The following is a 26,647-nucleotide window of genomic DNA, read 5'->3' as shown; positions in this document are numbered from 1 at the left end:
AGCCCCGCACCGTTGCCGGTGCGGGGCTTTCGCATTCAGAAGACTTGCGCAGTCAGAAGGCGTGCACGTTCGGGGCGCGGCGTCCGGCGGGCGGACGCCGCAGTTGCCCGATCAAGCCGCGACGCGCTTGTTGAGCACGTCGACCAGCGTCTTGCCGAGGCGCGCCGGCGAGGGCGAGACCACGATGCCGGCCTCTTCCATCGCCGCGATCTTGTCCTCGGCGCCGCCCTTGCCGCCCGAGATGATGGCGCCGGCATGGCCCATGCGGCGGCCGGGAGGAGCGGTGCGGCCGGCGATGAAGCCCACCATCGGCTTCTTGCGCCCGCGCTTGGCCTCGTCCTTGAGGAACTGGGCCGCTTCTTCCTCGGCCGAGCCGCCGATCTCGCCGATCATCACGATCGACTCGGTGGCGTCGTCGGCCAGGAACATCTCCAGCATGTCGATGAACTCGGTGCCCTTGACCGGATCGCCGCCGATGCCGACGGCCGTGGTCTGGCCGAGGCCTTCCTGCGAGGTCTGGAACACCGCCTCATAGGTCAGCGTGCCGGAGCGCGAGACGATGCCGACATTGCCCTTCTTGAAGATGTTGGCGGGCATGATGCCGATCTTGGACTCGCCCGCCGTGACCACGCCGGGGCAGTTCGGCCCGATCAGGCGCGACTTGGACGCGTCGAGCGCGCGGCGCACCTTCACCATGTCGAGCACCGGGATGCCCTCGGTGATGCAGACGATGAGCGGGATTTCCGCCGCGATCGCCTCGCAGATGGCATCGGCCGCGCCCGGGGGCGGGACATAGATGACCGAGGCGTCGGCGCCGGTCCTGTCGCGCGCCTCGGCGACGGTGTCGAACACCGGCAGGCCGAGATGGGTGGAGCCGCCCTTGCCCGGCGAGGTGCCGCCGACCACCTGCGAGCCATAGGCCAGCGCCTGCTCGGAGTGGAAGGTGCCGTTCTTGCCGGTGAAGCCCTGGGTGATGATCTTGGTGTTCTTGTCGATGAGAATGGACATCAGGCGGCTCCCTGCACAGCCTTGACGATCTTCTGGGCGGCATCGTCGAGATCGTCCGCCGGGATGACGTTCAGGCCGCTTTCACGGATGATGGTCTTGCCTTCCTCGACATTGGTGCCCTCCAAGCGCACCACCAGCGGGACCGTGAGGCCGACCGTCTTCACCGCCGCGATCACGCCGCGGGCGATGACGTCGCACTTCATGATGCCGCCGAAGATGTTGACGAGGATGCCCTTCACGCTCGGGTCCGAGGTGATGATCTTGAACGCCGCCGTCACCTTCTCTTCCGTGGCGCCGCCGCCGACGTCGAGGAAGTTGGCCGGGCTTTCGCCGTAGAGCTTGATGATGTCCAGCGTCGCCATGGCGAGGCCGGCGCCGTTCACCATGCAGCCGATGCTGCCGTCGAGCGCGATATAGGCGAGGTCATACTTCGACGCCTCGATCTCCTTGGCGTCCTCCTCGGTCTCGTCGCGCAGCGCCAGCACGTCGGGGTGGCGGTACAGCGAGTTCGAATCGAAGGAGATCTTGGCGTCGAGGCACTTCAGCTCGCCGCCCTTGGTGACGACGAGGGGGTTCACCTCGAGCATCGCCATGTCCTTGCCGACGAAGGCGGCGTAGAGCTTGTCGACCAGGCTGCCTGCCTGCTTGGCGAGGTCGCCGGACAGGTTCAGCGCCTTGGCCACGGTGCGCCCGTGATGGGGCATCACGCCGGTGGCCGGGTCGACGGAGAAGGTCAGGATCTTCTCAGGGCTGGAGTGCGCGACTTCCTCGATGTCCATGCCGCCTTCGGTGGAGACCACGAAGGAGACGCGCGAGGTGGCGCGGTCGATGAGGGCCGAGAGGTAGAACTCCTTGTCGATGTCGGAGCCTTCCTCGATGTAGACGCGGTTGACCTGCTTGCCGGCGGGGCCGGTCTGGATCGTCACCAGCGTCTTGCCGAGAATCTGCTTGGCGTTGGCGGCCGCATCGGCGGCGGACTTGACGACGCGCACGCCGCCCTTCTCGCCCGCTTCCGGCTCCTTGAACTTGCCCTTGCCACGCCCGCCGGCATGGATCTGGCTCTTCACCACCCACACCGGGCCGGCGACCTTCGCGGCGGCCGCATCGGCCTCGCTGGCGTCGGTGATCGCGACGCCGTTCGGCACCGGGACCCCGTATTCGCGGAGCACTCCCTTCGCCTGATATTCATGGATGTTCATTAATTCGGCTCCTCCACAACCGGCCGGCCGGGAGAGCCCGCACGGCTCTCCCGTCGATTGGCGTATCCTATTCCCCTATAGGCGCTACCGCGCCATGACGCTACTGCACGAAAGTGTTGCTGAGCGTCCCGATGCCCTCGATCACGATTTCCACCGTGTTGGTCGGGGCCTTCATCGTGCCGACGCCGACCGACGTGCCGCAGCAGATGATGTCGCCGGGATTGAGCGTCATGTCGTGCGAGATGCGGCTGACCAGCTGGCGGGTCGAGAACACCATGTCGCTGATGGGATAGCGCTGGCGTTCCTCGCCGTTGAGCACGGTGCGCACGACGAGCGTGGCTGGATCGAGGCCGGTCGTCACGACGGGGCCGAACGGGCCGAAGCCGTCGAAGCTCTTGGCCCGCACCCACTGCGCGAAGGTGGCATCCTTGTTGATGATGTCCGCCGCCGTGATGTCGTTCACGCAGGTGTAGCCGAAGATGTAGTCGCCGGCTTCCTCTTCGGAAACGCCGGTCGCCTTCCTGCCGATGACGATTCCCAGCTCGCCCTCATAGACCACCTTGCCGTCATAGGACGGCGGGCGGTGCACGGTGGCGCCGGGCGTGGTGAGGCAGGAGCCGGCCTTGAGCAGGTACAGCGGATCGGCCGGCACCGGCGAATTGATCTTCGCGGCGAGGGCGTGGAAGTTGTTCCACAGGGCGATTATCTTGGTTGGCTCGGTCGGGGTCAGCAGCGCGACCTCGGAGAGCGCGATGCGCTCCCCGGTCGGCTGGGCCCCGGCGAACATGTCGCCTGTGTGGACGGTGATGGTGTCGCCCTCGAGCGTGCCGAAGCCGGCAGCGCCCGAGCGCTGGAAACGAACCCAGTTTGTCATGTGTCGTCGGCTCAGTTGTAGCAGCCGGCGATCTGCGCGCGCTGGCGGACCAGGGCGAGCACGATGTCGATGGTCGGGGTCGGGATGCCGGCGAGGCGACCCATTTCCTGCACCACCGTCACCAGCGGGTCGATCTCCATGGCGCGCGACCGCTCGAGGTCCTGCAGCATCGAGGTCTTGTGGGCGCCCACCGCGCCCGCGCCGTCGATGCGGCGCTCGACGCCGACGCGGAAGTTCACGCCGGACTGCACCGCGATCTCCTGCGCCTCCAGCATCATCGCCTTGGCGACCGCACGGGTGCCGGGATCGGAGGCGATGGTGTCGAGGGTGGCGTGGGTGAGGGCGCTGATCGGGTTGAAGCAGAGGTTGCCCCACAGCTTCAGCCACAGCTCGTCGCGGATGTTCGGCAGCACCGGGGCGCGCAGGCCGCCGGCCGCGAAGGCTTCCGACAGCTTGGTCACGCGATCGGTGATCTCGCCCGAGGGCTCGCCGAGCGGGAACTTGTCGCCATAGACGTGCTGGATCACGCCCGGCGCGACCACCTCGGTCGCGGGGTAGACGATGCAGCCGATGGCGCGCTCGGGGCGCAGGCCGGTCCACTGCTTGCCGCCCGGATCGACGCTTTCCAGCGTGCGGCCTTCCAGATGGTCGCCGTGCTTGTAGTAGTACCAGTAGGGCACGCCGTTGACGGCGGTGACGACGGCGGTGTCGTTGCCGAGCAGCGGCTGCATGGCGTCGACGACGCCCGGCACCGAATGGCCCTTCAGCGCGACGATGACGTAATCCTGCGGGCCGAGATCGGCCGGGTTGTCGGAGCAGGGAATGTGCTCGACCCGCTCCTCGCCGTCGATGAGCAGCTTGAGGCCGTTCTGCTTCATAGCCTCGAGATGGGCGCCACGGGCAACGAGGCTCACGTCGACGCCCGCCCGCTTGAGCTGAACGCCGACATAACCGCCGATCGCGCCGGCACCATAGATGCAGACCTTCATGGGACTCCCTCCTGCGTCCAGGCTAACCCCCGCGGTGCCCGGACCTTGTTTGGTATTTTGTATGCCATGATTAGGGACAGTGCGGCCCTAGTCAAGAGCGAAGGCACGGGCGTGATAAAACGTCGCGCATGTTTTGCCGCTTCGCAGTGCCCGCGGGGCGTGTTTGCGACGTGTCCGATAGATTACTTCGCCAAATGCCGGCTTGTCCACGGTGTATAGGACAGAACAATTGTCTGCGGGACAGCGCAAAAGACTGCCCCGGCAGCGGGGTTCCACTACCGGGGCAGCATTGCTTACTTAATTGTCCAGAAACAGTTCGGGGGCGCATGGCGCCCCCGAAGGTCGTTCTGAATTATGAATTCAAACGAATTCAGGCATCCGGGGCGACGGTGTGATTCGCCAGCAGTTCCAGAGCCTTGACCATGGCCGAATGATCCCAGGCCGAGCCGCCATTGGCCGCGCAGGCCGAGAAGAGCTGCTGGGCGAGGGCGGTCGAGGGCAGCGACATCTGCATCTGGCGGGCGCCGTTCAGGGCCAGGTTGAGGTCCTTCTGGTGCAGCTCGATGCGGAAGCCCGGGTTGAAGGTACGGTTGATCATGCGCTCGCCATGGACTTCCAGGATGCGCGAATTGGCGAAGCCGCCCATCAGCGCCTGGCGCACCTTGGCCGGGTCCGCACCGGCCTTGGAGGCGAACAGCAGCGCCTCGCCGACGGCGAGGATGTTGAGCGCGACGATGATCTGGTTCGCGACCTTGGTGGTCTGGCCGTCGCCATTGCCGCCGACGAGGGTGATGTTCTTGCCCATCTTCTCGAAGAGCGGCTTCACCGTCTCGAAGGCCTTCTCGGGGCCGCCGACCATGATGGTGAGCGAGGCAGCCTTGGCGCCGACCTCGCCGCCGGAGACCGGGGCGTCAAGGTAGTCGCAGCCGAGATCGTTGATCTTCTTGGCGAATTCCTTGGTCTCGACCGGGGCGATCGAGCTCATGTCGACGACGATCTTGCCCGCGCTGAGGCCGGCGGCGATGCCGTTCTCGCCGAACAGGGCGGCGTTCACATGCGGGGTGTCCGGCACCATGGTGATGATGATGTCGGCGTTCTTCGCCACTTCCGTGCCGCTGGCGCAGGCGATGCCGCCCTTGCCCGTCAGCTCGGCCGAGATCGGCTTCACGTCGTACAGATACAGCGTGTGGCCCGCGTCGATGAGGTGCCCGGCCATGGGGGCGCCCATGATGCCGAGACCGACAAATCCAACCTTCGCCATCGTCTTGTCCTCGTTTTCCTAGATGTCGTTTCTTGGTGGCCGCGGCATCACGCCGCGCCGGTGAGCGCCTTGATCCAGCCGAGACCGGCTGCCGTGTCGCCCTTGGGCTTGTACTCGCACCCGACCCAGCCGGCGTAGCCGATGGAGTCGAGGTAGCGGAACAGGAACTCGTAGTTGATCTCGCCGGTGCCGGGCTCGTTGCGGCCGGGATTGTCGGCGAGCTGGACATGCGCGATCTGGGGCAGGTTCGCCTCGATGGTGCGGGCGAGATCGCCCTCCATGATCTGCATGTGGTAGATGTCGTACTGGATGAAGAGGTTGTCGGAGCCGACTTCCTCGATGATCGCCTTGGCCTGCTTCGTGTAGTTCAGGAAGAAGCCCGGGATGTCGCGCGTGTTGATCGGCTCGATCAGCAGCTTGAGGCCGGCATCCTTGATGCGCGGGGCGGCGTATTTCAGGTTCTCGATGAAGGTCTTGTGCAGTTCCTCGCGCGCAACGCCCGCAGGGGCGATGCCGGCGAGGATGTTGACCTGCGGGCAGCCGAGCGCGGTGGCGTAGGTGATCGCCTTGTCGACGCCGGCGCGGAATTCCTCCACGCGGTCCGGCAGGATGGCGATGCCGCGCTCGCCGCCGCCCCAATTGCCGGCGGGGAGGTTGTGCAGCACCTGGGTAAGGCCGTTGGCCTTGAGGCGCGCAACCAGTTCCTCGACCGGGAAGTCGTAGGGGAAGAGGTATTCCACACCGGCGAAGCCGGCGGCGGCGGCCTTCTCGAACCGGTCGAGGAAGGGCACCTCATTGAACAGCATGGTGAGATTGGCGGCAAAACGGGGCATGGACCGCTCCTGGGCAGCTATCTGGGCCGTTAAAGGTTTCTCGTGCGCCGGGGGCACGCCCTGCGGCGCGGGCTCCGACGGTATGGCGCACCTTGTCGTCGATGTCATGAAAGCGCGCCGGGCGAAAGCGCGAAGCGCCCGCCCGAAAGGCCGGGACGCCGAACCCGTGAGGGCCGGCGTCCCGTGCGATCACTCGGCCGGCGTGCCTTCCAGCGGAAGGTCGAGGACTTCCTCGAACTCGTTCACCGCGTCGATCTCGGTGCCCATGGCAATGTTGGTCACCCGCTCGAGGATGAACTCCATCACGACCGGAACCTGGTGCTCCTTCATCAGGGCCTTGGCCTTGACGAAGGCGTCCTTGAACTCGTTCGGCGAGGAGACGCGCACCGCCTTGCAGCCGAGGCCCTCAGCGACCGCCACGTGGTCGACACCGTAGCCGGCATTCTCCTCGGCATTGATGTTGTCGAAGGCCAGCGAGACTTCGAAGTCCATGTTGAAGCCGCGCTGCGCCTGACGGATCAGGCCGAGATAGGAGTTGTTCACGACGACATGGATGTAGGGCAGCTTGTGCTGGGCGCCGACGGCCAACTCCTCGATGAGGAACTGGAAGTCGTAGTCGCCCGAGAGCGCCACGATCTCCGCGTCCGGGTCCGCCGCGCGCACGCCGAGCGCCGCCGGCAGGGTCCAGCCGAGCGGGCCGGCCTGACCGCAATTGATCCAGTTGCGGGGCTTGTAGACGTGCAGCATCTGCGCGCCGGCGATCTGGCTGAGGCCGATGGTCGAGACGTAGCGGGTGTCGCGGCCGAAGGCCTCGTTCATCTCTTCATAGACGCGCTGCGGCTTGAGCGGCACGTTGTCGAAATGGGTCTTGCGCAGCATGGTCTTCTTGCGGCCGAGGCACTCCGCTGCCCAGGCTGAGCGGTCCTTGAGCTTGCCGGCGGCCTTGTATTCCTTTGCCACCTCGAGGAAGAGGTCGAGCGCGGCGCCGGCATCGGAGACGATGCCGAGATCGGGACCGAAGACGCGGCCGATCTGGGTCGGCTCGATGTCGACATGGATGAACTTGCGGCCCTTGGTGTAGACCTCGACCGAGCCGGTGTGGCGGTTCGCCCAACGATTGCCGATGCCGAACACGAAGTCCGAGGCCAGCATGTTCGCATTGCCGTAGCGGTGCGAGGTCTGCAGGCCGCACATGCCGGCCATCAGGTCGTGATCGTCGGGAATGGTGCCCCAGCCCATCAGGGTCGGGATGACCGGCACGCCGGTCAGCTCGGCGAACTCGACCAGCTTGTCGGAGGCGTCGGCGTTGATGATGCCGCCGCCCGAGACGATGAGCGGGCGCTCGGCCTCGTTCAGCATGGCGATCGCCTTCTCGGCCTGCTTGCGCGTGGCCTTGGGCTTGTAGACTTCGAGCGGCGAGTAGGTGTCCTCGTCGAACTCGATCTCGGCGAGCTGCACGTCGATCGGCAGGTCGATCAGCACCGGGCCGGGGCGGCCCGAGCGCATGACGTGGAAGGCCTGCTGGAACACCATCGGCACCAGCGCCGGCTCGCGCACCAGAACCGCCCACTTGGCGACCGGCTTGGCGATCGACTCGATGTCGACGGCCTGGAAGTCTTCCTTGTAGAGCCGCGCGCGCGGGGCCTGTCCGGTGATGCACAGGATCGGGATCGAATCGGCGGACGCCGAATACAGGCCGGTGATCATGTCGGTGCCGGCCGGGCCGGAGGTGCCGATGCACACGCCGATATTGCCGGCCTTGGCGCGGGTGTAGCCTTCCGCCATGTGCGAGGCGGCCTCGACGTGGCGGGCGAGGACGTGACGCGTCTGCCCGAAGGCGCGCATCGCGGAATAGAGCGGATTGATCGCGGCGCCGGGCACGCCGAAGGCGGTGGTCACACCTTCCTTCGCGAGAATCCGGATCGCGGCATCGACGGCACGCATCTTGGCCATGGCACTTCCTCCTGGCGTCGTCGCCGGCGGGGGCGCTCCCTGCGGAGACAGGGTGGCGGCGCCCGGCACCGGCCTTCGAACGTGATTCAAAATCTCCGGTTCCGGCGGCCGTCCGCGCCGGCGGCGCCAAGGCTTCACGAGCCCGGCGCCATGCTGCGGAGCGGCATCATTCTTCCCGCAGTGCGGGATGAATTTCCGAAATCGCGGAAAACATGCCACGTCACCCGCATTTCCGCAATATGGGATATATTTCTGGTTTGCGAAAAAGCGGCGAATGCGCCTTTATGCTAGGAGAGGCGCGCGACCGGGCGATGGCATAACATCGGATCGCCATGGCAGCGCCCGCCGCGCGGGCGCGGAACCCGGTGTTCCGGCGCCGACTTCGGAGGTGTTTTGCGGATGAACCAGGCCGTCCCGTCGATCGTGCGCCGCCGCGGCCGCCCTTCCTCCGCCACCGGCACCGAGGGCGGCGGCGAGGTGCAGTCGCTCGACCGCGCCATCGCCCTGCTGGAGGTGCTGGCGCTGTCCGACGGGCTGACGCTGAGCGAGGTGGCGCGCGCCGCCGAACTGCCGACCTCGACCGTGCACCGCCTGCTGACCACGCTGGAGCGGCGCGGCCTTGTCGGCCACGACGCCGCCACCGGCCAGTGGATGGTCGGCATCGGCCTGTTCCGTGTCGGCTCGGCCTATCTGCGCATCCGCAAGCTGCCCGAGATCGCCCGCTCGCTGCTGCGCGAGCTTTCGCACGGGGTCAACGAGACGGTGAACCTCTCGCTGATCGAGGGGCCGCACCTGATCTGCGTGGCGCAGGTGGAAAGCCACGCCGCGGTGCGCGCCTTCTTCCGCATCGGCGGCGACCTGCCGATCCACGCCTCGGGCGGTGGCAAGGCGATCCTGGCGGGGATGAACCCGGAGGCGCGGCGCGCCTGGCTCGGCGGCGACCAACTCCAGCGCTTCACCGAGCACACCCATGTCAGCCGGCGCGCGCTGCAGGCCGATCTCGCCCAGATCGCCGAGCGCGGCTATTCCATCGACGACGAGGAGCATACGCCCGGCATGCGCTGCGTGGCGGCGGCGGTGCTCGACGAATGGCGCGAGCCGGTAGGGGCGATCTCGATTTCGGCGCCGACCGTGCGCATGCCGCCCGAGCGGATCGTCGATCTCGGCGCGCGGGTGCGCGAGGCGGCGCGGCGCCTGACGACGCAGTATTCCGGGCGCTGAGGCGGCGCCTCTTCGCCACCCCGGACGCTATCTTTGCGTCCCCATGGCCGCCATCCCGGTCAAGCGGAGCGCCGAGCCGGGATCGCGCGCAGAATAAGGTCACTCTACCATCACGCGATCGCGGACAGGACCTGACGGTCCTTCCGGGATGACGTCGTGAATCGCGCGGACCGGATTTCAGACAAAAAATTGCCGGCGTCCCGCTCTCCGGGGCGCCGGCGCCAGTCGCCTAGGAGGAACCGAACGTTGGGATACCCTTCGTTCCGCTCCGGGAGGCTCAGGGGCTCGTCCGGCCCGCCGCGCAAGGCGCGGGGTCGGGCCGGGGAGCCGATCGGTGGGCGTCCCCGCTTCCGGGGAGGCTGCGGGGCGGCGCGGGCGCCGCCCCATGGGTCCTGCGATCAGACCGCCTTGGCGTCGTGCAGGGCCGAGATTTCTTCCTGCGAGTAGCCGAGGTCGGCGAGCACTTCGTTGGTGTGCTGGCCGAGCAGCGGCGAGGCGGTGATCTCGACGGTCACGTCCGAGAACTTGATCGGCGAGCCGACGGTCAGGTACTTGCCGAGCTTGGGGTGATCGACCTCGACCACGGTGCCGCTCTTGCGCAGCGACGGGTCGTTGGCGATTTCCTTCATCGACAGCACCGGGGCGCAGGGGATGTCGAACTTGCGCAGGATGTCGATGGCCTCGAACTTCGTCTTGTCGGCGAGCCAGGACTCGATGAAGGCGAAGATGTCGAAGATCTTGTCCTGACGGGCCTCGGCGGTGTTGTAGGCCGGGTCGTCGATCCACTCCGGCTTGCCCAGCGCCTTGCAGATCGGCGCCCAGGCATGGCCCTGGATGGTGAAGTAGATGTAGGCGTTCGGGTCGGTCTCCCAGCCCTTGCACTTCAGCACCCAGCCCGGCTGGCCGCCGCCGCCCGCATTGCCGCCGCGCGGCACCACGTCCGAGAACTCGCCGTGCGGGTACTGGGGGTACTCTTCGAGATAGCCCAGCGCATCGAGGCGCTGCTGGTCGCGCAGCTTGACGCGGCAGAGGTTGAGCACCGAATCCTGCATCGACACGGCGACCTTCTGGCCCTTGCCGGTCTTCACCTTCTGGTGCAGCGCGGTGAGGATGCCGATGGCGAGGTGCATGCCGGTGTTGGAGTCGCCGAGCGCGGCGGCCGACACGGTCGGGGGACCGTCCCAGAAGCCGGTGGTGGAGGCGGCGCCGCCGGCGCACTGCGCGACGTTCTCGTAGACCTTCAGGTCCTCATAGGCGTGGCCTTCCGAGAAGCCCTTCACCGAGGCGAGGATCATGCCCGGGTTGAGCTCCTGGATGTGCTCCCAGGTGAAGCCCATGCGGTCGAGAGCGCCGGGGCCGAAATTCTCGACCATGACGTCCGACTCCTTGATCAGCTTCGTCAGGACTTCCTTGCCCTGGGCCGTCTTCGTGTCGAGCGTGAGCGAACGCTTGTTGGAGTTCAGCATGGTGAAGTAAAGGGCGTCCGCGTCCTTCACGTGGCGCAGCTGGGAGCGCGTGACGTCGCCCGCGCCGGGGCGCTCGACCTTGATCACGTCGGCGCCGAACCAGGCGAGGAGCTGCGTGCAGGCGGGACCCGCCTGGACGTGCGTGAAGTCGATGATCTTAATACCTTCGAGCGGCTTAGACATCTCGGTCGGTTTCCTTATCAGCGTTGACATCCCGACGGAGGCTCACCCTGCCGCCGGAAAGAGAACTGCCATCCCTCTTGGATGGACAGCCTTACTTCTCCCCATGCCCCATTCCCCGGCGGGGAACGTGAGCAACTCCCAGGTGGTGATCGACTTCGGAAAGCTTCACGACTTCTTTTCGTCCACCCTGGCCTCACACTCCGCCAGACGTCGGCGCAGATCGCGCTCCTCCGCCCAGCGAACCGTTTCGTCCCGGATCACCGCGACGATCTCCCGCGCGGTGCCCGCTTCGTCCTTCAGGAGGGCGACCGTGAACGCGATCGACAGCGTCCGCCCGTCCTTGTGCAGCGCCGGCACGCGCAGGAGCTGCGTGCCGTATTTCGTCTGCCCCGTCCGCATCGTCTCGTCATAGCCGTCCCAGTGCCGCTTGCGCTGGCGTTCCGGGATGATCAGGTCGAGCGACTGGCCAAGGGCCTCTTCCTCGGCGAAGCCGAACATGTGTTCGGCCGCCGCATTCCACAGCGTAATGAGGCCCCGCGCGTCCGAGACGACGACAGCCTCGCCAATGGCCGCCACGAGCTGGTTGCAGTCGACCGTGCTTTGCATGGCCTCACGCCAGTTCAAGCGCTCCCGCCGCCGGGAGGCTTTCCACCACGCACGGCCGACACCGGGGTGGCGGCCGTGAACCCTTCGCGCCGCCGCGGCGGCGATGCCTTTAGCCGGCCGTCACTCGGCCGCCAGGCGCACCGGCTCGCCGACGGCGCCGGAAGCCTTGATGCGCTCGATCTCGTCGCCGCCGAGCCGGAGAACCTCGGCGAGGATCTCGTCGGTGTGCTCGCCAAGCAGGGGCGAGCGCTCGATCTCGACGTCGTTGTCGGAGAGCTTGATGGGATTGCCCACGGTCAGGTACTTGCCGCGCGTGGGGTGATCCAGTTCCACCAGGGTGCCGGTCGCGTAGAGCGACTGGTCCTCGGCGATCTCCTTCATCGACAGCACCGGGCCGCAGGGGATGTCGACCTTGTTGAGAATCTCCATCGCCTCGAACTTGGTGTGGGCCATGGTCCACGCCTCGATGCGGTGGAAGATCTCGTTGAGGTGCGGCAGGCGCGCGGCCGGCGTCGCGTAGTTGGGATCGGTCTTCCACTCGGGCTCGCCGATCACGTCGCAGATCTTCCCCCAGACCGGAGCCTGGGTGATGAAGTAGATGTAGGCGTTGGGATCGGTCTCCCAGCCCTTGCACTTCAGGATGCGGCCCGGCTGGCCGCCACCGGAATCATTGCCGGCGCGGGGCACCGAGTCGCCGAAGGGGAAGCCCTCGCCGAACTGGCTGTATTCGCGCAGCGGGCCGCGATCGAGGCGCTGCTGGTCGCGCATCTTGACGCGGCAGAAGTTCAGCACGGCGTCCTGCATGGCGCAGAGCACCTTCTGGCCGCGGCCGGTCAGCGTGCGCTGGTAGAGCGCCGTGACGATGCCGAGCGCGAGGTGCAGGCCGGTGCCGGAATCGCCGATCTGGGCGGCGGTGACGAGAGGAAGGCCGTCGCGGAAGCCCGTGGTCGAGGCCGAGCCGCCGGTGCACTGGGCGACGTTCTCATAGACCTTGCAGTCCTCGAACGGGCCGGGGCCGAAGCCCTTCACCGAGGCGAGGATGATGCGCGGGTTCAGTTCCTGGATGCGCTCCCAGGTGAAGCCCATGCGGTCCAGCGCGCCCGGGGCGAAGTTCTCGACCATGACGTCGCAGATCTTCACCAGATCCTCGAGGACCTTCTTGCCCTCCGGGTTCTTGGTGTCGAGCGTGATGGAGCGCTTGTTGGAGTTCAGCATGGTGAAGTAGAGGCTGTCGGCGTTGGGCACGTCGCGCAGCTGCGCGCGTGTAACGTCGCCCTCGCCGGGACGCTCTACCTTGATCACATCGGCACCGAACCACGCCAGAAGCTGCGTGCAAGTGGGGCCGGACTGAACATGGGTGAAATCGAGGACGCGAACGCCGTCCAAAGCCTTGCCCATGGGGTTCCTCTCGAGAATTTTGTTCGGCGTTTTTACGCCGTTATGTTCGTTGACACGGATTGAGACGGGCGGGGTGGGGGCCCCGCCCGTCTCGGCTCGACTTACTTCTTCTTCACGACGCTCTGCGGGTTGAGGCTGCCGATGTTGCCGCTCTCGCTGCCGGCCGCCGGATCGATGGCCGCGTTGACCAGGGTCGGCTTGCCGCTGCGCATGCCTTCCTCGACGGCCTTCTTCAGCTCGTCGGGGGTGGTAACGTGGTAGCCGACGCCGCCGAAGGCTTCCATCATCTTGTCGTAGCGGGAGTCCGGCACGAAGACGGTGGTGGCGGGATCGCGGCCGGTCGGGTCGACGTCGACGCCGCGATAGATGCCGTTATTGTTGAAGACGACGATGGTGACCGGCAGGTTGTAGCGGCAGATCGTCTCCACCTCCATGCCGGAGAAGCCGAAGGCGCTGTCGCCTTCCACGGCCAGGACCGGCTTGCCGGTCTCGACCGCCGCGCCGACGGCGAAGCCCATGCCGATGCCCATCACGCCCCAGGTGCCGACGTCGAGGCGCTTGCGCGGCTCGTACATGTCGATGATGCCGCGGGCGAGGTCGAGGGTGTTGGCGCCCTCATTGACCAGGATCGCGTCGGGGTGGTCCTTGATGACCTGCTTCAGCGCGCCGAGCGCCGAGTGGAAGTCCATCGGGGTCGAGTTCTTCAGCAGACGCTGACCCATCTTGGCGATGTTGGCTTCCTTGCGGGAGTTGATCGCGTTGATCCACTCCGCGGAGGGCGCCTGCCAGCCGGACTTGACCTCGTCGAGCAGGGCGGACACCACCGAGCCGATGTCACCGACCAGCGGCGCCACGATCTCGACGTTGGAGTCCATTTCCTTGGGCTCGATGTCGATCTGGATGAACTTCTTCGGAGCGTCGCCCCAGGTCTTGCCCTTGCCGTGCGACAGCAGCCAGTTGAGGCGCGCGCCGACGAGCAGAACGACATCCGAATCCTTCAGCACGGTCGAGCGCGCCGCGCCGGCCGAGAGCGGGTGGGTGTCGGGCAGGATGCCCTTGGCCATCGACATCGGCAGGAACGGAATGCCGGTGGTCTCGATGAAGGAGCGCAGCTCCTCGTCCGCCTGCGAGTAGGCGGCGCCCTTGCCGAGGATGATCAGCGGCTTCTTGGCCGATTTCAGCACCTCGATGGCGCGCTTGACGGCGGCCGGGGAGGGGAGCTGATCGGGAGCGGCGTCGATCACCTTGACCAGCGACTGCTCGCCGGCCTTGGCGTCCATCACCTGCGAGAACAGCTTGGCCGGCAGGTCGAGATAGACGCCGCCCGGACGGCCGGAGACTGCCGCGCGGATCGCGCGGGCGACGCCGATGCCGATGTCGGCGGCGTGCAGCACGCGGAAAGCCGCCTTGCAGAGCGGCTTGGCGATGGCGAGCTGGTCCATCTCCTCGTAGTCGCCTTGCTGCAGGTCGACGATCTCGCGCTCCGAAGAGCCCGAGATGAGGATCATGGGGAAGCAGTTGGTGGTCGCGTTGGCGAGCGCGGTCAGGCCGTTGAGGAAGCCCGGCGCCGAAACGGTGAGGCAGATGCCCGGCTTCTTGGTCAGGAAGCCGGCGATGGCGGCGGCGTTGCCGGCGTTCTGCTCGTGGCGGAACGAGATGACACGAATGCCCTCGGCCTGCGCCATGCGGCCCAGATCCGTGATCGGAATCCCGGGCACGCCGTAGATGGTATCGATACCGTTGAGCTTGAGCGCATCGATGACCAGGTGGAAGCCGTCGGTGAGGTCCTGTTCGGCCTCGTTGGCGGCATTCACGTCAATAACCTGTGCGACTGCGGACATCCCGTATTCCCTCCCAAACGTCCTTCGGCGGGTTCTTGCCGCCCTAATCTAGGTCTACGTGACTCTCGACATGCCGTGCGAGCCGGAGCGTATGGTCTCGTACCAGACGCTCGGCGCGGTCCGCGTCCCGCGCCTCGAGAGCGATTATGATCTCCAAATGGTCCGACGCCGAACGCTGCGCACGGTCCAGTTCGAAGATGGTGCGGTGGCGGATGGCCCGTACATGGAAGAACAGGTTTTCCGTCATCGCGACGAGCAGCTTGGAGCCGCTCAGCCGGATCAGCGCCTGGTGAAACGCGATATTCGCGGACGAATATTCGTCGCACCGGTCGCGCTCGATCCTGGACAGATCGAACTCCTTGAACAAAGTCCTCAGCTCGGCGATCGCCTCGTCGCTCGCGCGCTGCGTCACGAGGCGGGCCGCCATGCTTTCGAGTGCCGCCCAGGCCTCGATCATCTCGATGATCTCGGGCTTGGAACGGCGAACCACCATTATGCCCCGCCGGGGCACGGCGCGGAGCAGGCCTTCCTGCTCCAGCATCGCGACCGCCTCGCGGATGGGCGTCCGGCTCGCGCCGAGACGCTCCGAAATGTCCCGCTCGTCGAGCAGCATCGGCTCGGACGAGCCGTAGATGTTCATGTTGGTGATGGCTTCCTTGAGGGCGGCATACGCCTTGCTCTTGAAGCTCTCCTTGGCCGGCAGGCGTTCAATGGCCAAGCCATTCTCACCGCTTTGCCAGCGCTTGCTCAGAACTGCCTTGCTGCTCACGGAAGCGTCCTCTGCGGGAAGGCCGCCGGGGATTTCCGGAAAAGTGGCATACCAAATACCAACATGTCAATTCGGTTGTCCCCCAAGTGAGGGGACGAACGGCGCTCCTCTTTCCCTGTCCTGACGGGTCTTTTTCGCCCGACTTTACCCTGCGTCGCGCGGCTCCATCCACGCTTGCGTATGCAATATACCACGGCTGAAAGCGCGTGGCGAGGGCGCCGGAACAGTTTGCTGCGACCTGTGGTCAAAAGTTCGCGCGGACGCCCGCGCCCGGCGTGCATCAAGGCAAAAGGAGAGGGTGCGCCTGCCCGGGGAAGTGGCCGGGCGCGGCTCGGCGCGGGCAGATGTGCGGCCGGAGGGTCGCGTCGCGCGTCCGGCGGGACCGCTCACCCTCAGGAGGGGAAGCGGCCGTGCTTCTCCACATGGGCCGCGAGGCCGAGCGTGTGCTCGCGCACGAGACGCTCGGCGAGATCGGCGTCGCGGGCGACCAGCGCGGCGATGATGGCGCGGTGTTCCTGAAGCGAACGCTCCGAGCGGTTCTCCTGGCGCACCGACACGGCGCGGATGCCGCGGATGTGGATGAAGAGATTCTCCGTCATCTCGCCGATCATCTCGCAGCCACTGAGCCGGATGATGGTCTGGTGGAAGCGGATATTGGCCTCGGAGTACTCGTTCACGTGCTCGGAGGGTGCGCCGCCCTCGAAGTCGTGGAAGACGTCGCGCAGCTGGGCGAGGTCGCGGTCGCTGGCGCGGCTGGCGGCAAGGCGCGCGGCCATGCTCTCCAGCGCCGCCCAGACGATGATCATGTCGATGATCTCGCGCTTGGACTTGCGCACCACGAAGATGCCGCGGCGCGGCACCGAGCGCACGAAGCCTTCCTGCTCCAGCACGGTGAGCGCTTCGCGGATGGGCGTGCGGCTGACGCCGAGATCGTTCGAGAGCTGGCGCTCGTCGAGCCGGATCTCGCTGTCCTGGCCGTACATGTCCATTTCGGTAATCGCCTTCTTGATGGCGTCATAGGCCAGCGTGCGAAGGCTTGTATTCGCGGCGAGCGGCGCGATGTTCAGGCGGGCTTGGGTGTCGGCGCTTTCCACGGGCGGCTTCCTCGTCAGTTCGAAACGGCTGTTGTTCTTGTTTGCCGGCCCGTGCGACAGGCGCGGAGCACCCGCTCGCCGGGACGATTACGTGACCTCCCCGTCGATCAATTGGCGATTCTCTTTCGGGAAAGGGCCCGGTGAGGATCGTATATCGAATACAGAATGTCCATCCGGCCTCCGGAGGGGGTAGCCCGCTCCGCCGCGCGCCGTCGCGCGCGTTCATTGGTGTTCGCCGCTCCCTCTCGCGGGGCGGGCTCGTCAGGCGCGTTCGCGCCCCCGCCCGACGCCTCTCCCGACCAGGGCGACAGGCGCGTGCCAGCGACATGACGTTGGGTAATATCGGCCAAGTATATCCTTACGTAATGTGACCATAGGTAAGCCATCTTTCTGTTAAATGGCGCGTTTTCTGGTATGCAAAATTTTGCATAACCGAAAAACCGTAGTATGCTCGCCCCAATGACTGGTCCGCCTGCCTGCGTCCGCAGCAGAGTCGGCGTGCATTCAACAATAATAACAGAAGTTAATCGCACTCATTACGTTGGGAAACGTTCGAGGAAAACATGACAACTGTCGCAACGTCATCTGTGAACAAGACGCGCTGGATGCAGCTCGTGTTCGGCGTGATCTGCATGTGCATGATCGCCAACATGCAGTACGGCTGGACCTTCTTCGTGAATCCGATGCAGGAGGCCCATGGCTGGGATCGCGCCGCGATCCAGGTGGCCTTCTCCATCTTCATCGTGACCGAGACCTGGCTGGTGCCGGTCGAGGGCTGGTTCGTTGACAAGTACGGCCCGCGCATCGTGGTGCTGATCGGCGGCCTGCTGTGTGGGCTCGCCTGGGTGCTCAACTCCTACGCCACCACGCTCACCATGCTCTATGTCGGCGCCGCCCTCGGCGGTGTCGGCGCGGGCGCGGTGTACGGCACCTGCGTCGGCAACTCGCTCAAGTGGTTCCCCGATCGCCGCGGCCTTGCCGCCGGCATCACCGCCGCCGGCTTCGGCGCGGGTTCGGCGCTGACCGTCATTCCGATCCAGAACATGATCAAGAACCAGGGCTACGAGGCCGCGTTCTTCTACTTCGGCATCGGCCAGGGCATCGTGATCACCATTATCGCGCTGTTCCTGATGGCGCCGAAGAAGGAGCAGATCGCCAACTTCGCCAAGCTCGCCGTGGCCAAGGTCTCGCAGTCGGCGCGCGACTTCTCGCCGAAGGAGATGCTGACCAGCCCGCTGTTCTGGGTCATGTACGCCATGTTCGTCATGATGGCCGCCGGCGGCCTGATGGCGACCGCCCAGCTCGGCCCGATCGCCAAGGATTTCGGCATCGCCGACGTGCCGGTGAGCCTGATCGGCATCACCCTGCCGGCGCTGACCTTCGCCGCCGCGATCGACCGCGTGCTCAACGGCCTGACCCGTCCGTTCTTCGGCTGGGTGTCGGACCAGATCGGCCGTGAGAACACCATGTTCGTCGCCTTCGCCATCGAGGGCGTCGGCATCTACGCGCTCTCGGTGTTCGGCTCCAACCCGGTGCTGTTCGTCATCCTGACCGGCCTCGTCTTCTTCGCCTGGGGCGAGATCTACTCGCTGTTCCCGGCGATGTGCGGCGACGCCTTCGGCTCGAAGTTCGCCACCACCAATGCGGGCCTGCTCTACACCGCCAAGGGCACGGCGGCGCTGATCGTGCCGTTCACCTCGATCCTGACCACGGCGACGGGCAGCTGGCACGCGGTGTTCATCTCGGCCGCGGTGCTCAACATCGTCGCCGCCGTGATGGCGCTGGTTGTGCTCAAGCCGCTCGCCCGCGCCCATGGCCGGCGCGCCGTGCAGGGCTCGACCAAGGTCGTCGCCGCCGAGTAAGGCGCGGCGGCAACCCGTTCTTCCGCCTCCACAGGGGCGCGTCGCAGGACGCGCCCCTTTTTCTTGCTCGGTTCAAGGTATCTGGATACCGTGGCCTTGAATCGAAGCCGGACGGCAAACGGCAACATTCAGGATGTAATCGGGGAGGGCGAGGGGCGTTGGATATGGACAAAATCAACCAGACGGGGACACGGAACCGTCATATCCCTCTCTATTCGCGAGCTTCCATTCCTCAACGTTCTTGTTCGTCATCTGCTTTATGAATTTAAACTGGCGTAGCGGAAGGCGAACGGCAGGGGGTGATATCTTTTAAAGCCGGACCCGAGATCAAGTCGAAATTGAACGTTGACTTGAACCTTACGAAGCGGTCGAAGAGTCATAAATCCCAATTGGCATACATAATATTGTCGATTATGATCATGCCTTAGCGGGTCGGTTCCGCAACCCTGCGTCAGCCCCGGATCGAACGATACGGAAGCCGGCGGGGGCGGCGGAAACCGCACAACCTATTGGGAAGACATACGCCGCACTCGCGGCCGCCACGGGGGGCGAGAAAACTCCCTTTGGCCAACGAAAAACCGGCGCCCGTCCGCAGGGGCAGGAGCGCCAGCAATAAAAGCCGATCCGCGGCGAAAATCGTTTTGGGAGAGGAGATCGCCCTTGAGTACGTCCAAGACCCTTACGGCCGCCGGGCCGGGTCAAGATTTCTCGGAAAGCCGCCGCTGGCTGCAGCTGGTTGTCGGCGTCGTCTGCATGATCGCGACGGCGAACATCCAGTATGCCTGGACGCTGTTCGTGCCGGAGATCCAGCAGACCTTCGGCTGGGAACGCGCGTCGATCCAGATCGCGTTCACCATCTTCGTGCTGGTGCAGACCTGGCTGGCGCCGATCGAAGGCTACTTCATCGACAAGTTCGGCCCGCGCATCATGGTCGCCTTCGGCGCCATCATGATCGGCACCGCCTGGGTGCTGAACTCGCAGGCCATGAGCCTCACGGGCTTCTATGTCGGCGCGGCCGTCGGCGGCATCGGCGTGGGCTGCATCTACGCCACCTGCATCAACAACGCCCTGAAGTGGTTCCCGGATCGCCGCGGTCTCGCCGTCGGCCTCACCGCGGGCGGCTTCGGCGCGGGCTCGGCCGCCACCATCCTGCCGATCGCCTCGATGATCGAATCGGCCGGCTTCCAGGAGACCTTCTTCTTCTTCGGCCTGCTTCAGGGCGGTCTCGCCTTCGTCGCGGCCTGGTTCCTGCGCGCGCCCAAGGCCGGCGAGGTCAAGGCGTCCGACAAGCTCTCGCAGAGCCGTCGCGACTACACGCTGAAGGAAGCCCTGAACACCAAGCTGTTCTGGCTGATGCTGCTCATGTTCACCTGCGTGGTGACCGGCGGCATGATGGCGGTCGCCCAGCTCGGCGTCATCGCCCAGGACCTCGGCGTGAAGGAGTTCAAGGTCGACCTGTACTTCTTCGTCATGGCCGCCCTGCCGCTCGCCCTGATGCTCGACCGCGTCATGAACGGCATCTCGCGTCCGCTGTTCGGCTGGATCTCCGACCATATCGGCCGTGAGAAGACCATGGTGATCGCCTTCACCCTCGAAGGCTTCGGCATCATCGCGCTCGGCTATTTCGGCCACAATCCGTGGGCGTTCCTCATCCTCTCCGGCGTCGTGTTCCTCGCCTGGGGTGAGGTGTACTCGCTGTTCTCGGCACTGGCGGGCGACGCCTTCGGCACCAAGCACATCGGCAAGATCTACGGCGTTCTCTACTGCGCCAAGGGTATCGGCGCGCTGTTCGTGCCCGTCGGCAACCTGCTGATGGAAGCGACCGGCACCTGGTCCAGCGTCCTCTACACCGTGGCGGCCATGGACCTGTTCGCGGCCTTCCTCGCCGTGACCCTGCTGCCGCGCGTGCTGAAGGCGCATGTGGCGCAGTCCACCATCGCGCCGTCGTCGGTGGAAAAGTCCGGCACCGCTTCGGCGCATGCCTGATCGGCCGGCGGCTCCGCGCCGCCTGCCGGTACCTTCTCAAAGAGTTACCTTCTCGACTTGAGGGCCCTTCGGGGCCCTCTTTTCGTTTCCGGCGTCACCCGGTTAGGTGGGCTCGGGTGCCATGGCGAGCGCGAGGTCGGCGAGATAGGCGACCTTCAGGCTGGCGCCGGCGCCGAGGCGGGCAATGCCGGCGCGGTCGAACCATGCCGCCTCCAGCGCGTCGTCGGCCGCGACCGCCGTGCCGGAGCGCCAGCGGCACAGCACCGCGATCATCGCGAAATGATGGGCGAGCGCGCCCTCGCCGTCGTGCTGGATGAAGTCCAGCACGGTGATAAGGCGGGGCGCATCGGCCTCGATGCCGGTCTCCTCGCGGAGCTCGCGCAGCGCCGCGTCGAGATAGGCCTCGCCCGGCTCCACCCTGCCGCCGGGAAAGCCCCACAACCCCTGATCGGGCGGATTGGCGCGCCGCACCAGCAGCACCGAGCCGCCGCGCCGCACCAGCGACAGGACGGCGGGGACGGGGCGGACGGGGGAGGCAGACATGCGCGGCGGCTCCTCGGCATCGGGAAGGAACCGGCCGGGAGCGTCTCCCGGCCGGCGTCGACGTCACGCTACTCCGCGGCGGCGGTGTCGCGATAGAGAGCCCCGCCGCCGGCGCGGAAGGCCTCGCTCATCTGCGCCATGCCCTGCGCCGCCTCGTCGGCGCGCGCGGCGTCGCGTATCTCCTGGCTGATCTTCATGGAGCAGAATTTCGGCCCGCACATGGAGCAGAAATGCGCCAGCTTGTGCGCCTCCTTCGGCAGCGTCTCGTCATGGAAGGCGGTCGCCGTCTCGGGGTCGAGGGCGAGATTGAACTGGTCCTGCCAGCGGAACTCGAATCGCGCCCGCGAGAGGGCGTCGTCCCATGCCCGCGCCAGCGGATGGCCCTTGGCGAGATCGGCGGCGTGGGCGGCAATCTTGTAGGTGATGACCCCGGTCTTCACGTCGTCGCGGTCGGGCAGGCCCAGATGCTCCTTCGGCGTGACGTAGCAGAGCATGGCGGTGCCGAACCAGCCGATCATCGCCGCGCCGATGGCGGAGGTGATGTGGTCGTAGCCCGGCGCGATGTCGGTCGTCAGCGGCCCGAGCGTGTAGAAGGGCGCCTCGCCGCAATGGCTGAGCTGCTTGTCCATGTTGGCCTTGATCTTGTGCATCGGCACATGGCCCGGTCCCTCGATGATCACCTGGCAGTCATTGGCCCAGGCGATCTTCGTCAGCTCGCCCAGCGTCTCCAGCTCGGCGAACTGCGCGGCGTCGTTGGCGTCGGCGATGGAGCCGGGACGCAGCCCGTCGCCGAGCGAGAAGGTGACGTCATAGGCGCGCATGATCTCGCAAATGTCCGCGAACCGCTCGTAGAGGAAGCTCTCGCGGTGATGGGCGAGGCACCACTTCGCCATGATTGAGCCGCCGCGCGAGACGATGCCCGTCACCCGATTGGCGGTGAGCGGCACGAAGGGCAGGCGCACGCCGGCATGGATGGTGAAATAGTCGACGCCCTGCTCGGCCTGCTCGACCAGCGTGTCGCGGAACACCTCCCAGGTCAGATCCTCGGCGACGCCGCCGACCTTCTCCAGCGCCTGGTAGATCGGCACGGTGCCGATGGGGACGGGCGAGTTGCGCACGATCCATTCGCGGATGTTGTGGATGTTGCGCCCGGTGGAGAGGTCCATCACCGTGTCGGCGCCCCAGCGGATCGCCCACACCATCTTGTCGACTTCCTCCGCCACCGAGGAGGTGACGGCGGAATTGCCGATATTGGCGTTGATCTTGACGAGGAAGTTGCGGCCGATCGCCATCGGCTCCAGCTCGCCATGGTTGATGTTGGCGGGGATCACCGCCCGCCCGCGCGCCACCTCCTGGCGCACGAATTCCGGCGTCACCACGTCGGGGATGGCGGCGCCGAAATCCTCGCCGTCGCGGATGATCTCGCGTACCCGCTCGCGCAGCCCGTTCTCGCGCAGGGCGACGAACTCCATCTCGGGTGTAACGATGCCGGCGCGGGCATAGGCCATCTGCGTCACCGCCGCGCCGCCCTTGGCCCGCAGCGGGCGGTGGCGGAGCGGGAAGGGCGCGACCAGCTTCTCGGGCGAGACGTGGCCATTATCCTCCGGCTTCACCGTGCGCCCCTCATACGGCTCGACATCGCCGCGCGCGCGTACCCATTCCTCGCGCGGACGCGCGAGGCCGGCATTGATGTCGATGGCCGCTTCCTCGTCGGTATAGGGGCCTGAGGCATCGTAGACGGCGAGGTTCGGCTCGCCGGCGGAGGGGTGCAGCAGGATTTCGCGGAAGGGCACGCGAAAGCCGCGCGCCGGGCATTCGGCATAGATGCGCCGCGAGCCGGGGATGGCGCCGGTGGCGACGCCCAGAGCGTCGGGCTTTTTCGGGGTTTCAGTCGTCATTGTGGATCTCCAGAACCAATGGTTGGGGAGACCCGGGTATTTTGACGTTGGGGAAGGATGGCGGTGTGCGCCATGCGGGCAAGCCCGGGAGACGCGACGCCATTCGGTTCCGATCCCTTCGCCGGCATGACCCGGATCAGGTTCGAAGGGTCATCGCGTTGCCCGCCTCTCGGCGTGCCGGCGCTCTCTCAGCCCCCTAGCGGGGCTCCCCTTGGAACGAGGGCGATCTTCGACCAAAGTCGCGGCGGGGTCAAATCCGGCCGGCGCCGTCACCCCGCCGCCGCCGCATTTCCTGTAGATTGCTGATTCACGAGGAAACGACGCTTCGAGAGACATCGGGGGATTCATGGCCGGCCTGACGCTTCCGCTCCGCACCGCAACCCGCCGCATCACGGCCTCCGGCCTGCTCATGGCGGGCGCACTCGCCGCCGCGCTGCTGGCGCCGCTGCCGGCCTCGGCGCAGCAGAACTGCGGCAATAACGGCGCCGGCTTCGACCAGTGGCTGGCCGGCTTCAAGCAGGAGGCGGTGGCGCAGGGCGTCTCGCCGCGTACCGTGTCGACGGCGCTGAACGGGGTGAGCTACGCCCCCGACATCGTGGGCACCGATCGCGGGCAGAAGGTGTTCGGCCAGAGCTTCTTCCAGTTCTCCGACCGCATGGTCGCCAATTACCGGATCCAGCAGGGCCGCCAGCACATCCAGAAGAATCCCGAGCTGTTCGCGCGCATCGAGCAGACCTTCGGCGTGCCGGGCGCGGTGCTTGTCGCCTTCTGGGGGCTGGAGACCGATTTCGGCGCCTTCATGGGCGACAAGTCGACCATCCGCTCCGTCGCGACCCTGGCCTGGGACTGCCGGCGGGCCGAGATGTTCCGTACCCAGCTGATGGCGGCGCTGAAGATCATCGATCGCGGCGACCTGACCGTGCAGACCATGCGCGGCCCGTGGGCGGGTGAGCTGGGCCAGTTCCAGTTCCTGCCCGACCATTATCTGAACTACGGCGTCGACTTCGACGGCGACGGCCACATCAACCTGATCCGCTCGGCGCCGGACGCGCTCGCCTCGGCGGCGAACTATCTGCGCTCGCTCGGCTGGAAGCCCGGCCAGCCCTGGCTGGAAGAGGTGCGCGTGCCCGCCAACATGCCCTGGGAGCAGGCCGACCTTTCGATCAAGCATCCGCGCGCGCAATGGGCGAAGGCGGGCGTGGTGCGGGCCGGCGGCGGCCAGCTTCCGGCCGACCAGCTTCCCGCCTCGCTGCTGCTGCCGATGGGCCGCTTCGGCCCGGCCTTCCTCGTCTATCCGAATTTCGACGCCTTCACCGAGTGGAACAACTCGCTGGTCTACGCGACCTCGGCGGCCTATCTCGCCGCGCGCGTGGCCGGCGCCGGGCCGTTCAATCGCGGGCAGGGCGACAAGATCCCGGTGCTGTCGATGGCGCAGGTGCAGGAGCTGCAGCGGCTGCTCAACGCGCGCGGCCACCATGTCGGGCGCATCGACGGCATTGTCGGCGCGGCGACGCGGCAGGCGGTGCGGACCGAGCAGATGCGGCTCGGCCTGCCGGCCGATTCCTATCCCACCGCCGAACTGGTGGCGGCGCTGCGCGCGGGGCGGTGAGGGCGGGGCCCGTCGTCATCCCGGACGGCCGATAGGCCGATCCGGGATCGCGTGAAGGAAGAGAGCGGGCAGCGATCCCGCCTCTCCGCTACGCGTCAGCCGGGATGAGGAGGAATGTCACAGCACCGGCACGCCGTGCTGCTTGGCCTTCACTTCCGGCTCGACATGGATGTTGACCAGCGCGTCGGGCACCTGAGCCTCGATGGCGTCCTCGATGCGGTCGCAGATGGCGTGCGCCTCGCTGACCGGCATGTCGCCCGGCACCACGAGGTGGAAGTCGACGAAGGTCATGCGCCCGGCCTGGCGCGTGCGCAAATCGTGCGCCTCGATCGCCCCGGTCGCCTCGGCGGCGATCAGCGTGCGGATCAGCCCCAGCGTTTCCGCCGGCACGGCATGGTCCATCAGGCCGCCGACGCTTTCCTTCAGCACGCTCCAGCCCGACCACAGGATGTTGAGGGCGACGAGGCCGGCAAGGATGAGGTCGAGCTTCTCCCAGCCGGTGGCGATGGCGAGGGCGACGCCGGCCAGCACGCCGGCCGAGGAGGCGACGTCGGTCACAAGATGGCGCCCGTCGGCGATCAGCGCCGGCGAGCGGGCGCGACGTCCCTGGCGCAGCAGCACCGCGCACCACACCGCGTTGACGACGGTGGCGCCGGCATTGAGCAGCAGGCCGTGCAGCGGCGCGTCGAGCGTGTGCGGCTCGGTCCAGTTGACGTAGACCTCGCGGAAAATCGAGATCGCGGCGACGACGATCAGCACGCCGACGATGACGGCCGAGAAATACTCGGCCTTGGCATAGCCATAGGGATGGGCGGCATCGGCCGGCTTGTTGCTGACCCGGAGCGCCAGCACGGCGGCGATGGCGGTGGCGACGTTGACGATGCTTTCCAGCGCGTCCGAATACAGCGCGATGCTGCCGGTGAGCAGGAAGGCGGCGTATTTCAGCCCCAGCACCAGGAAGCTGATGCCGACATTGATCAGTGCGATCCGCGAGGAGTGAGCCATCAGCGCCGTATCCGTTCCGGCGCCGCGCGCCCCTGGGCCGACCGATTAGTGCCTCGCCGTCAGAAAATCAAGTAACGCCAATGGTTTGCAAGTCATTCGCAGAAGCGTTCGCAGGCGTGGCCGGCCGGGCGCCGGACCTTAGGCGTTGGCCTGCCGGGGCAGGATCGCGCCGCGATGGCGGATCACCCGCCCGGCGAGGGTGTGGCCGGCCTCGGCCGCGACGGCGGGCGCCTCGCCACCGAGCCGGGCGGCGAGATAGGCGGCGTTGAAGCTGTCGCCGGCGGCGGTGGTGTCGACCGGCTCGACCGGCTGCGGGATGGGGACGAACTGCGCCGCGCCACCGGCCACCACCAGCGCGCCCTCGGCGCCGTTCTTCACCACCACCTCCTGCACGCCGAAGGTGGCGAGGCGCTCGGCGGTGGCGGCGGGCGAACCGTCGCCCCACAGTTGCACCTCGTCCTCGAAGGTGGGCAGGGCGATGGAGGTGCGCTTGAGCGCCTGCGCATAGACAGCGCGGGCGCGGGTGAGATCACCCTTCCAGTTGCGCGGGCGGAAATTGCCGTCGAACACCACGCGCACGCCGCGCTCGCGGGCGAATTCCAGCGTCGCGAAGAGGCGGCCGAGGCCGACATTCGAGTAGATGGAAAGGGTGATGCCCGAGAGATAGACCATGCTCGCCTCGATCAGCCCCTCCGCCACCGCCTCCCAGCCGGGCAGTTCGAACAGGTCGCGCGCCGGCGCGGTGTCGCGCCAATAGGTGAAGGCGCGCTCGCCATTGGCGTCGTTGTCGATGACGTAGAGCCCGGTGGTGCGGCCCGGCACGCGCAGCATGTAGCGCGGATCGATGCCTTCGGCCTGCGCGGAGGCGCGGATCGCCTCGGAGTAGCGGTCGTCGCCGAGCGCCGTCGCATAGGCGGTCTCCACCCCGGCGCGGGCGAGATAGACGGCGGTGTTGAAGGTGTCGCCGCCGAGGGACAGCCCATAGCGCCCGTCGGCGCCGCGGGCGAACTCGATCATCACCTCGCCGATCGAAACGATCCTGGCCATGG

21 protein-coding genes and 1 riboswitch are annotated in these 26,647 nt (G+C 66.7%); of the genes, 4 read left to right on the top strand and 17 right to left on the bottom strand.

Annotation, left to right across the window (positions count from 1 at the left end):
• Nucleotides 1–111 precede the first annotated feature (111 nt).
• The 7 genes from sucD to gcl all read right to left on the bottom strand — a co-directional run bounded on the left by sucD (nt 112) and on the right by gcl (nt 8,117).
• Nucleotides 112–1,008, bottom strand: coding sequence for a succinate--CoA ligase subunit alpha (sucD, locus tag GBB76_RS08910; RefSeq protein ID WP_152302984.1), 897 nt, complete (start codon nt 1,006–1,008; stop codon nt 112–114).
• Nucleotides 1,008–2,207 (bottom strand): ADP-forming succinate--CoA ligase subunit beta, encoded by a 1,200-nt coding sequence (gene sucC / locus GBB76_RS08905; protein ID WP_152302983.1) that lies wholly within the window; start codon nt 2,205–2,207, stop codon nt 1,008–1,010. The genes sucD and sucC overlap by 1 nt, the downstream gene beginning before the upstream one ends.
• Before the next feature lie 100 nt (nt 2,208–2,307).
• The gene (locus GBB76_RS08900; RefSeq protein ID WP_152302982.1) at nt 2,308–3,081 is read right to left on the bottom strand and encodes a fumarylacetoacetate hydrolase family protein; all 774 of its coding nucleotides are present in this window, start codon (nt 3,079–3,081) and stop codon (nt 2,308–2,310) included.
• 11 nt (nt 3,082–3,092) lie between these two features.
• Nucleotides 3,093–4,070, bottom strand: a complete 978-nt coding sequence (locus tag GBB76_RS08895; protein WP_152302981.1) for a 2-dehydropantoate 2-reductase — start codon at nt 4,068–4,070, stop codon at nt 3,093–3,095.
• Nucleotides 4,071–4,440: 370 nt separating this feature from the next.
• A complete protein-coding gene (locus GBB76_RS08890; RefSeq protein WP_152302980.1) occupies nt 4,441–5,331 on the bottom strand; it encodes a 2-hydroxy-3-oxopropionate reductase in 891 nt (296 codons plus the stop codon).
• Between the two features lie 47 nt (nt 5,332–5,378).
• Nucleotides 5,379–6,164: a hydroxypyruvate isomerase gene (gene hyi, locus GBB76_RS08885; RefSeq protein WP_152302979.1), complete on the bottom strand. Its 786-nt coding sequence runs from the start codon at nt 6,162–6,164 to the stop codon at nt 5,379–5,381.
• 189 nt (nt 6,165–6,353) lie between these two features.
• Nucleotides 6,354–8,117: a glyoxylate carboligase gene (gcl, locus tag GBB76_RS08880; RefSeq protein ID WP_152302978.1), complete on the bottom strand. Its 1,764-nt coding sequence runs from the start codon at nt 8,115–8,117 to the stop codon at nt 6,354–6,356.
• Between the two features lie 399 nt (nt 8,118–8,516).
• On the opposite strand from gcl, the gene GBB76_RS08875 reads away from it, so the two are divergent.
• Entirely contained in the window at nt 8,517–9,338 is an 822-nt protein-coding gene (locus GBB76_RS08875) for an IclR family transcriptional regulator (RefSeq protein WP_152302977.1), read from the top strand.
• Nucleotides 9,339–9,736: 398 nt separating this feature from the next.
• Here the strand turns inward: GBB76_RS08875 and frc (GBB76_RS08870) are convergent, their stop codons facing one another.
• From frc (GBB76_RS08870) to GBB76_RS08845, 6 genes are all read right to left on the bottom strand, one after another.
• Nucleotides 9,737–10,987, bottom strand: a complete 1,251-nt coding sequence (gene frc / locus GBB76_RS08870) for a formyl-CoA transferase (RefSeq protein WP_152302976.1) — start codon at nt 10,985–10,987, stop codon at nt 9,737–9,739.
• 165 nt (nt 10,988–11,152) lie between these two features.
• A complete protein-coding gene (locus tag GBB76_RS08865) occupies nt 11,153–11,593 on the bottom strand; it encodes a PAS domain S-box protein (protein ID WP_152302975.1) in 441 nt (146 codons plus the stop codon).
• Nucleotides 11,594–11,713: 120 nt separating this feature from the next.
• Complete coding sequence (gene frc / locus GBB76_RS08860; RefSeq protein WP_152302974.1) at nt 11,714–12,991, bottom strand: formyl-CoA transferase; 1,278 nt, start codon at nt 12,989–12,991, stop codon at nt 11,714–11,716.
• 101 nt (nt 12,992–13,092) lie between these two features.
• Nucleotides 13,093–14,832 (bottom strand): oxalyl-CoA decarboxylase, encoded by a 1,740-nt coding sequence (gene oxc / locus GBB76_RS08855; protein WP_152302973.1) that lies wholly within the window; start codon nt 14,830–14,832, stop codon nt 13,093–13,095.
• A gap of 43 nt (nt 14,833–14,875) precedes the next feature.
• Nucleotides 14,876–15,601 carry a GntR family transcriptional regulator gene (locus tag GBB76_RS08850; protein ID WP_152302972.1) on the bottom strand — a complete coding sequence of 242 codons (726 nt, stop codon included), beginning with the start codon at nt 15,599–15,601 and terminating at the stop codon, nt 14,876–14,878.
• A gap of 392 nt (nt 15,602–15,993) precedes the next feature.
• The gene (locus tag GBB76_RS08845; protein ID WP_152302971.1) at nt 15,994–16,695 is read right to left on the bottom strand and encodes a GntR family transcriptional regulator; all 702 of its coding nucleotides are present in this window, start codon (nt 16,693–16,695) and stop codon (nt 15,994–15,996) included.
• 563 nt (nt 16,696–17,258) lie between these two features.
• Here GBB76_RS08845 and oxlT (GBB76_RS08840) point away from each other — a divergent pair.
• Both oxlT (GBB76_RS08840) and oxlT (GBB76_RS08835) read left to right on the top strand, forming a co-directional pair.
• Nucleotides 17,259–18,557, top strand: coding sequence for an oxalate/formate MFS antiporter (oxlT, locus tag GBB76_RS08840; RefSeq protein ID WP_152302970.1), 1,299 nt, complete (start codon nt 17,259–17,261; stop codon nt 18,555–18,557).
• Nucleotides 18,558–19,310: 753 nt separating this feature from the next.
• Nucleotides 19,311–20,543, top strand: coding sequence for an oxalate/formate MFS antiporter (gene oxlT / locus GBB76_RS08835; protein ID WP_246669109.1), 1,233 nt, complete (start codon nt 19,311–19,313; stop codon nt 20,541–20,543).
• A gap of 102 nt (nt 20,544–20,645) precedes the next feature.
• On the opposite strand, the gene GBB76_RS08830 is transcribed toward oxlT (GBB76_RS08835), so the two are convergent.
• Both GBB76_RS08830 and thiC read right to left on the bottom strand, forming a co-directional pair.
• A complete protein-coding gene (locus tag GBB76_RS08830) occupies nt 20,646–21,086 on the bottom strand; it encodes an NUDIX hydrolase (protein ID WP_152302968.1) in 441 nt (146 codons plus the stop codon).
• A gap of 68 nt (nt 21,087–21,154) precedes the next feature.
• Entirely contained in the window at nt 21,155–22,984 is a 1,830-nt protein-coding gene (gene thiC / locus GBB76_RS08825; RefSeq protein WP_152302967.1) for a phosphomethylpyrimidine synthase ThiC, read from the bottom strand.
• A 96-nt stretch (nt 22,985–23,080) separates the two neighbouring features.
• A riboswitch (TPP riboswitch) is annotated at nt 23,081–23,206 on the bottom strand.
• A 124-nt stretch (nt 23,207–23,330) separates the two neighbouring features.
• Here thiC and GBB76_RS08820 point away from each other — a divergent pair.
• Nucleotides 23,331–24,593 carry a lytic murein transglycosylase gene (locus GBB76_RS08820; RefSeq protein ID WP_152302966.1) on the top strand — a complete coding sequence of 421 codons (1,263 nt, stop codon included), beginning with the start codon at nt 23,331–23,333 and terminating at the stop codon, nt 24,591–24,593.
• A gap of 117 nt (nt 24,594–24,710) precedes the next feature.
• Here GBB76_RS08820 and GBB76_RS08815 read toward each other — a convergent pair whose 3' ends face one another.
• Both GBB76_RS08815 and GBB76_RS08810 read right to left on the bottom strand, forming a co-directional pair.
• Entirely contained in the window at nt 24,711–25,598 is an 888-nt protein-coding gene (locus tag GBB76_RS08815) for a cation diffusion facilitator family transporter (protein ID WP_152302965.1), read from the bottom strand.
• 138 nt (nt 25,599–25,736) lie between these two features.
• The gene (locus GBB76_RS08810) at nt 25,737–26,645 is read right to left on the bottom strand and encodes a sugar kinase (protein ID WP_152302964.1); all 909 of its coding nucleotides are present in this window, start codon (nt 26,643–26,645) and stop codon (nt 25,737–25,739) included.
• Between the last annotated feature and the right edge of the window lie 2 nt (nt 26,646–26,647).

The sequence above is a fragment of the Ancylobacter sp. TS-1 genome (genome assembly GCF_009223885.1).
Taxonomy (GTDB): Bacteria; Pseudomonadota; Alphaproteobacteria; order Rhizobiales; family Xanthobacteraceae; genus Ancylobacter.
This window is presented reverse-complemented; position numbering and strand designations above follow the sequence as displayed.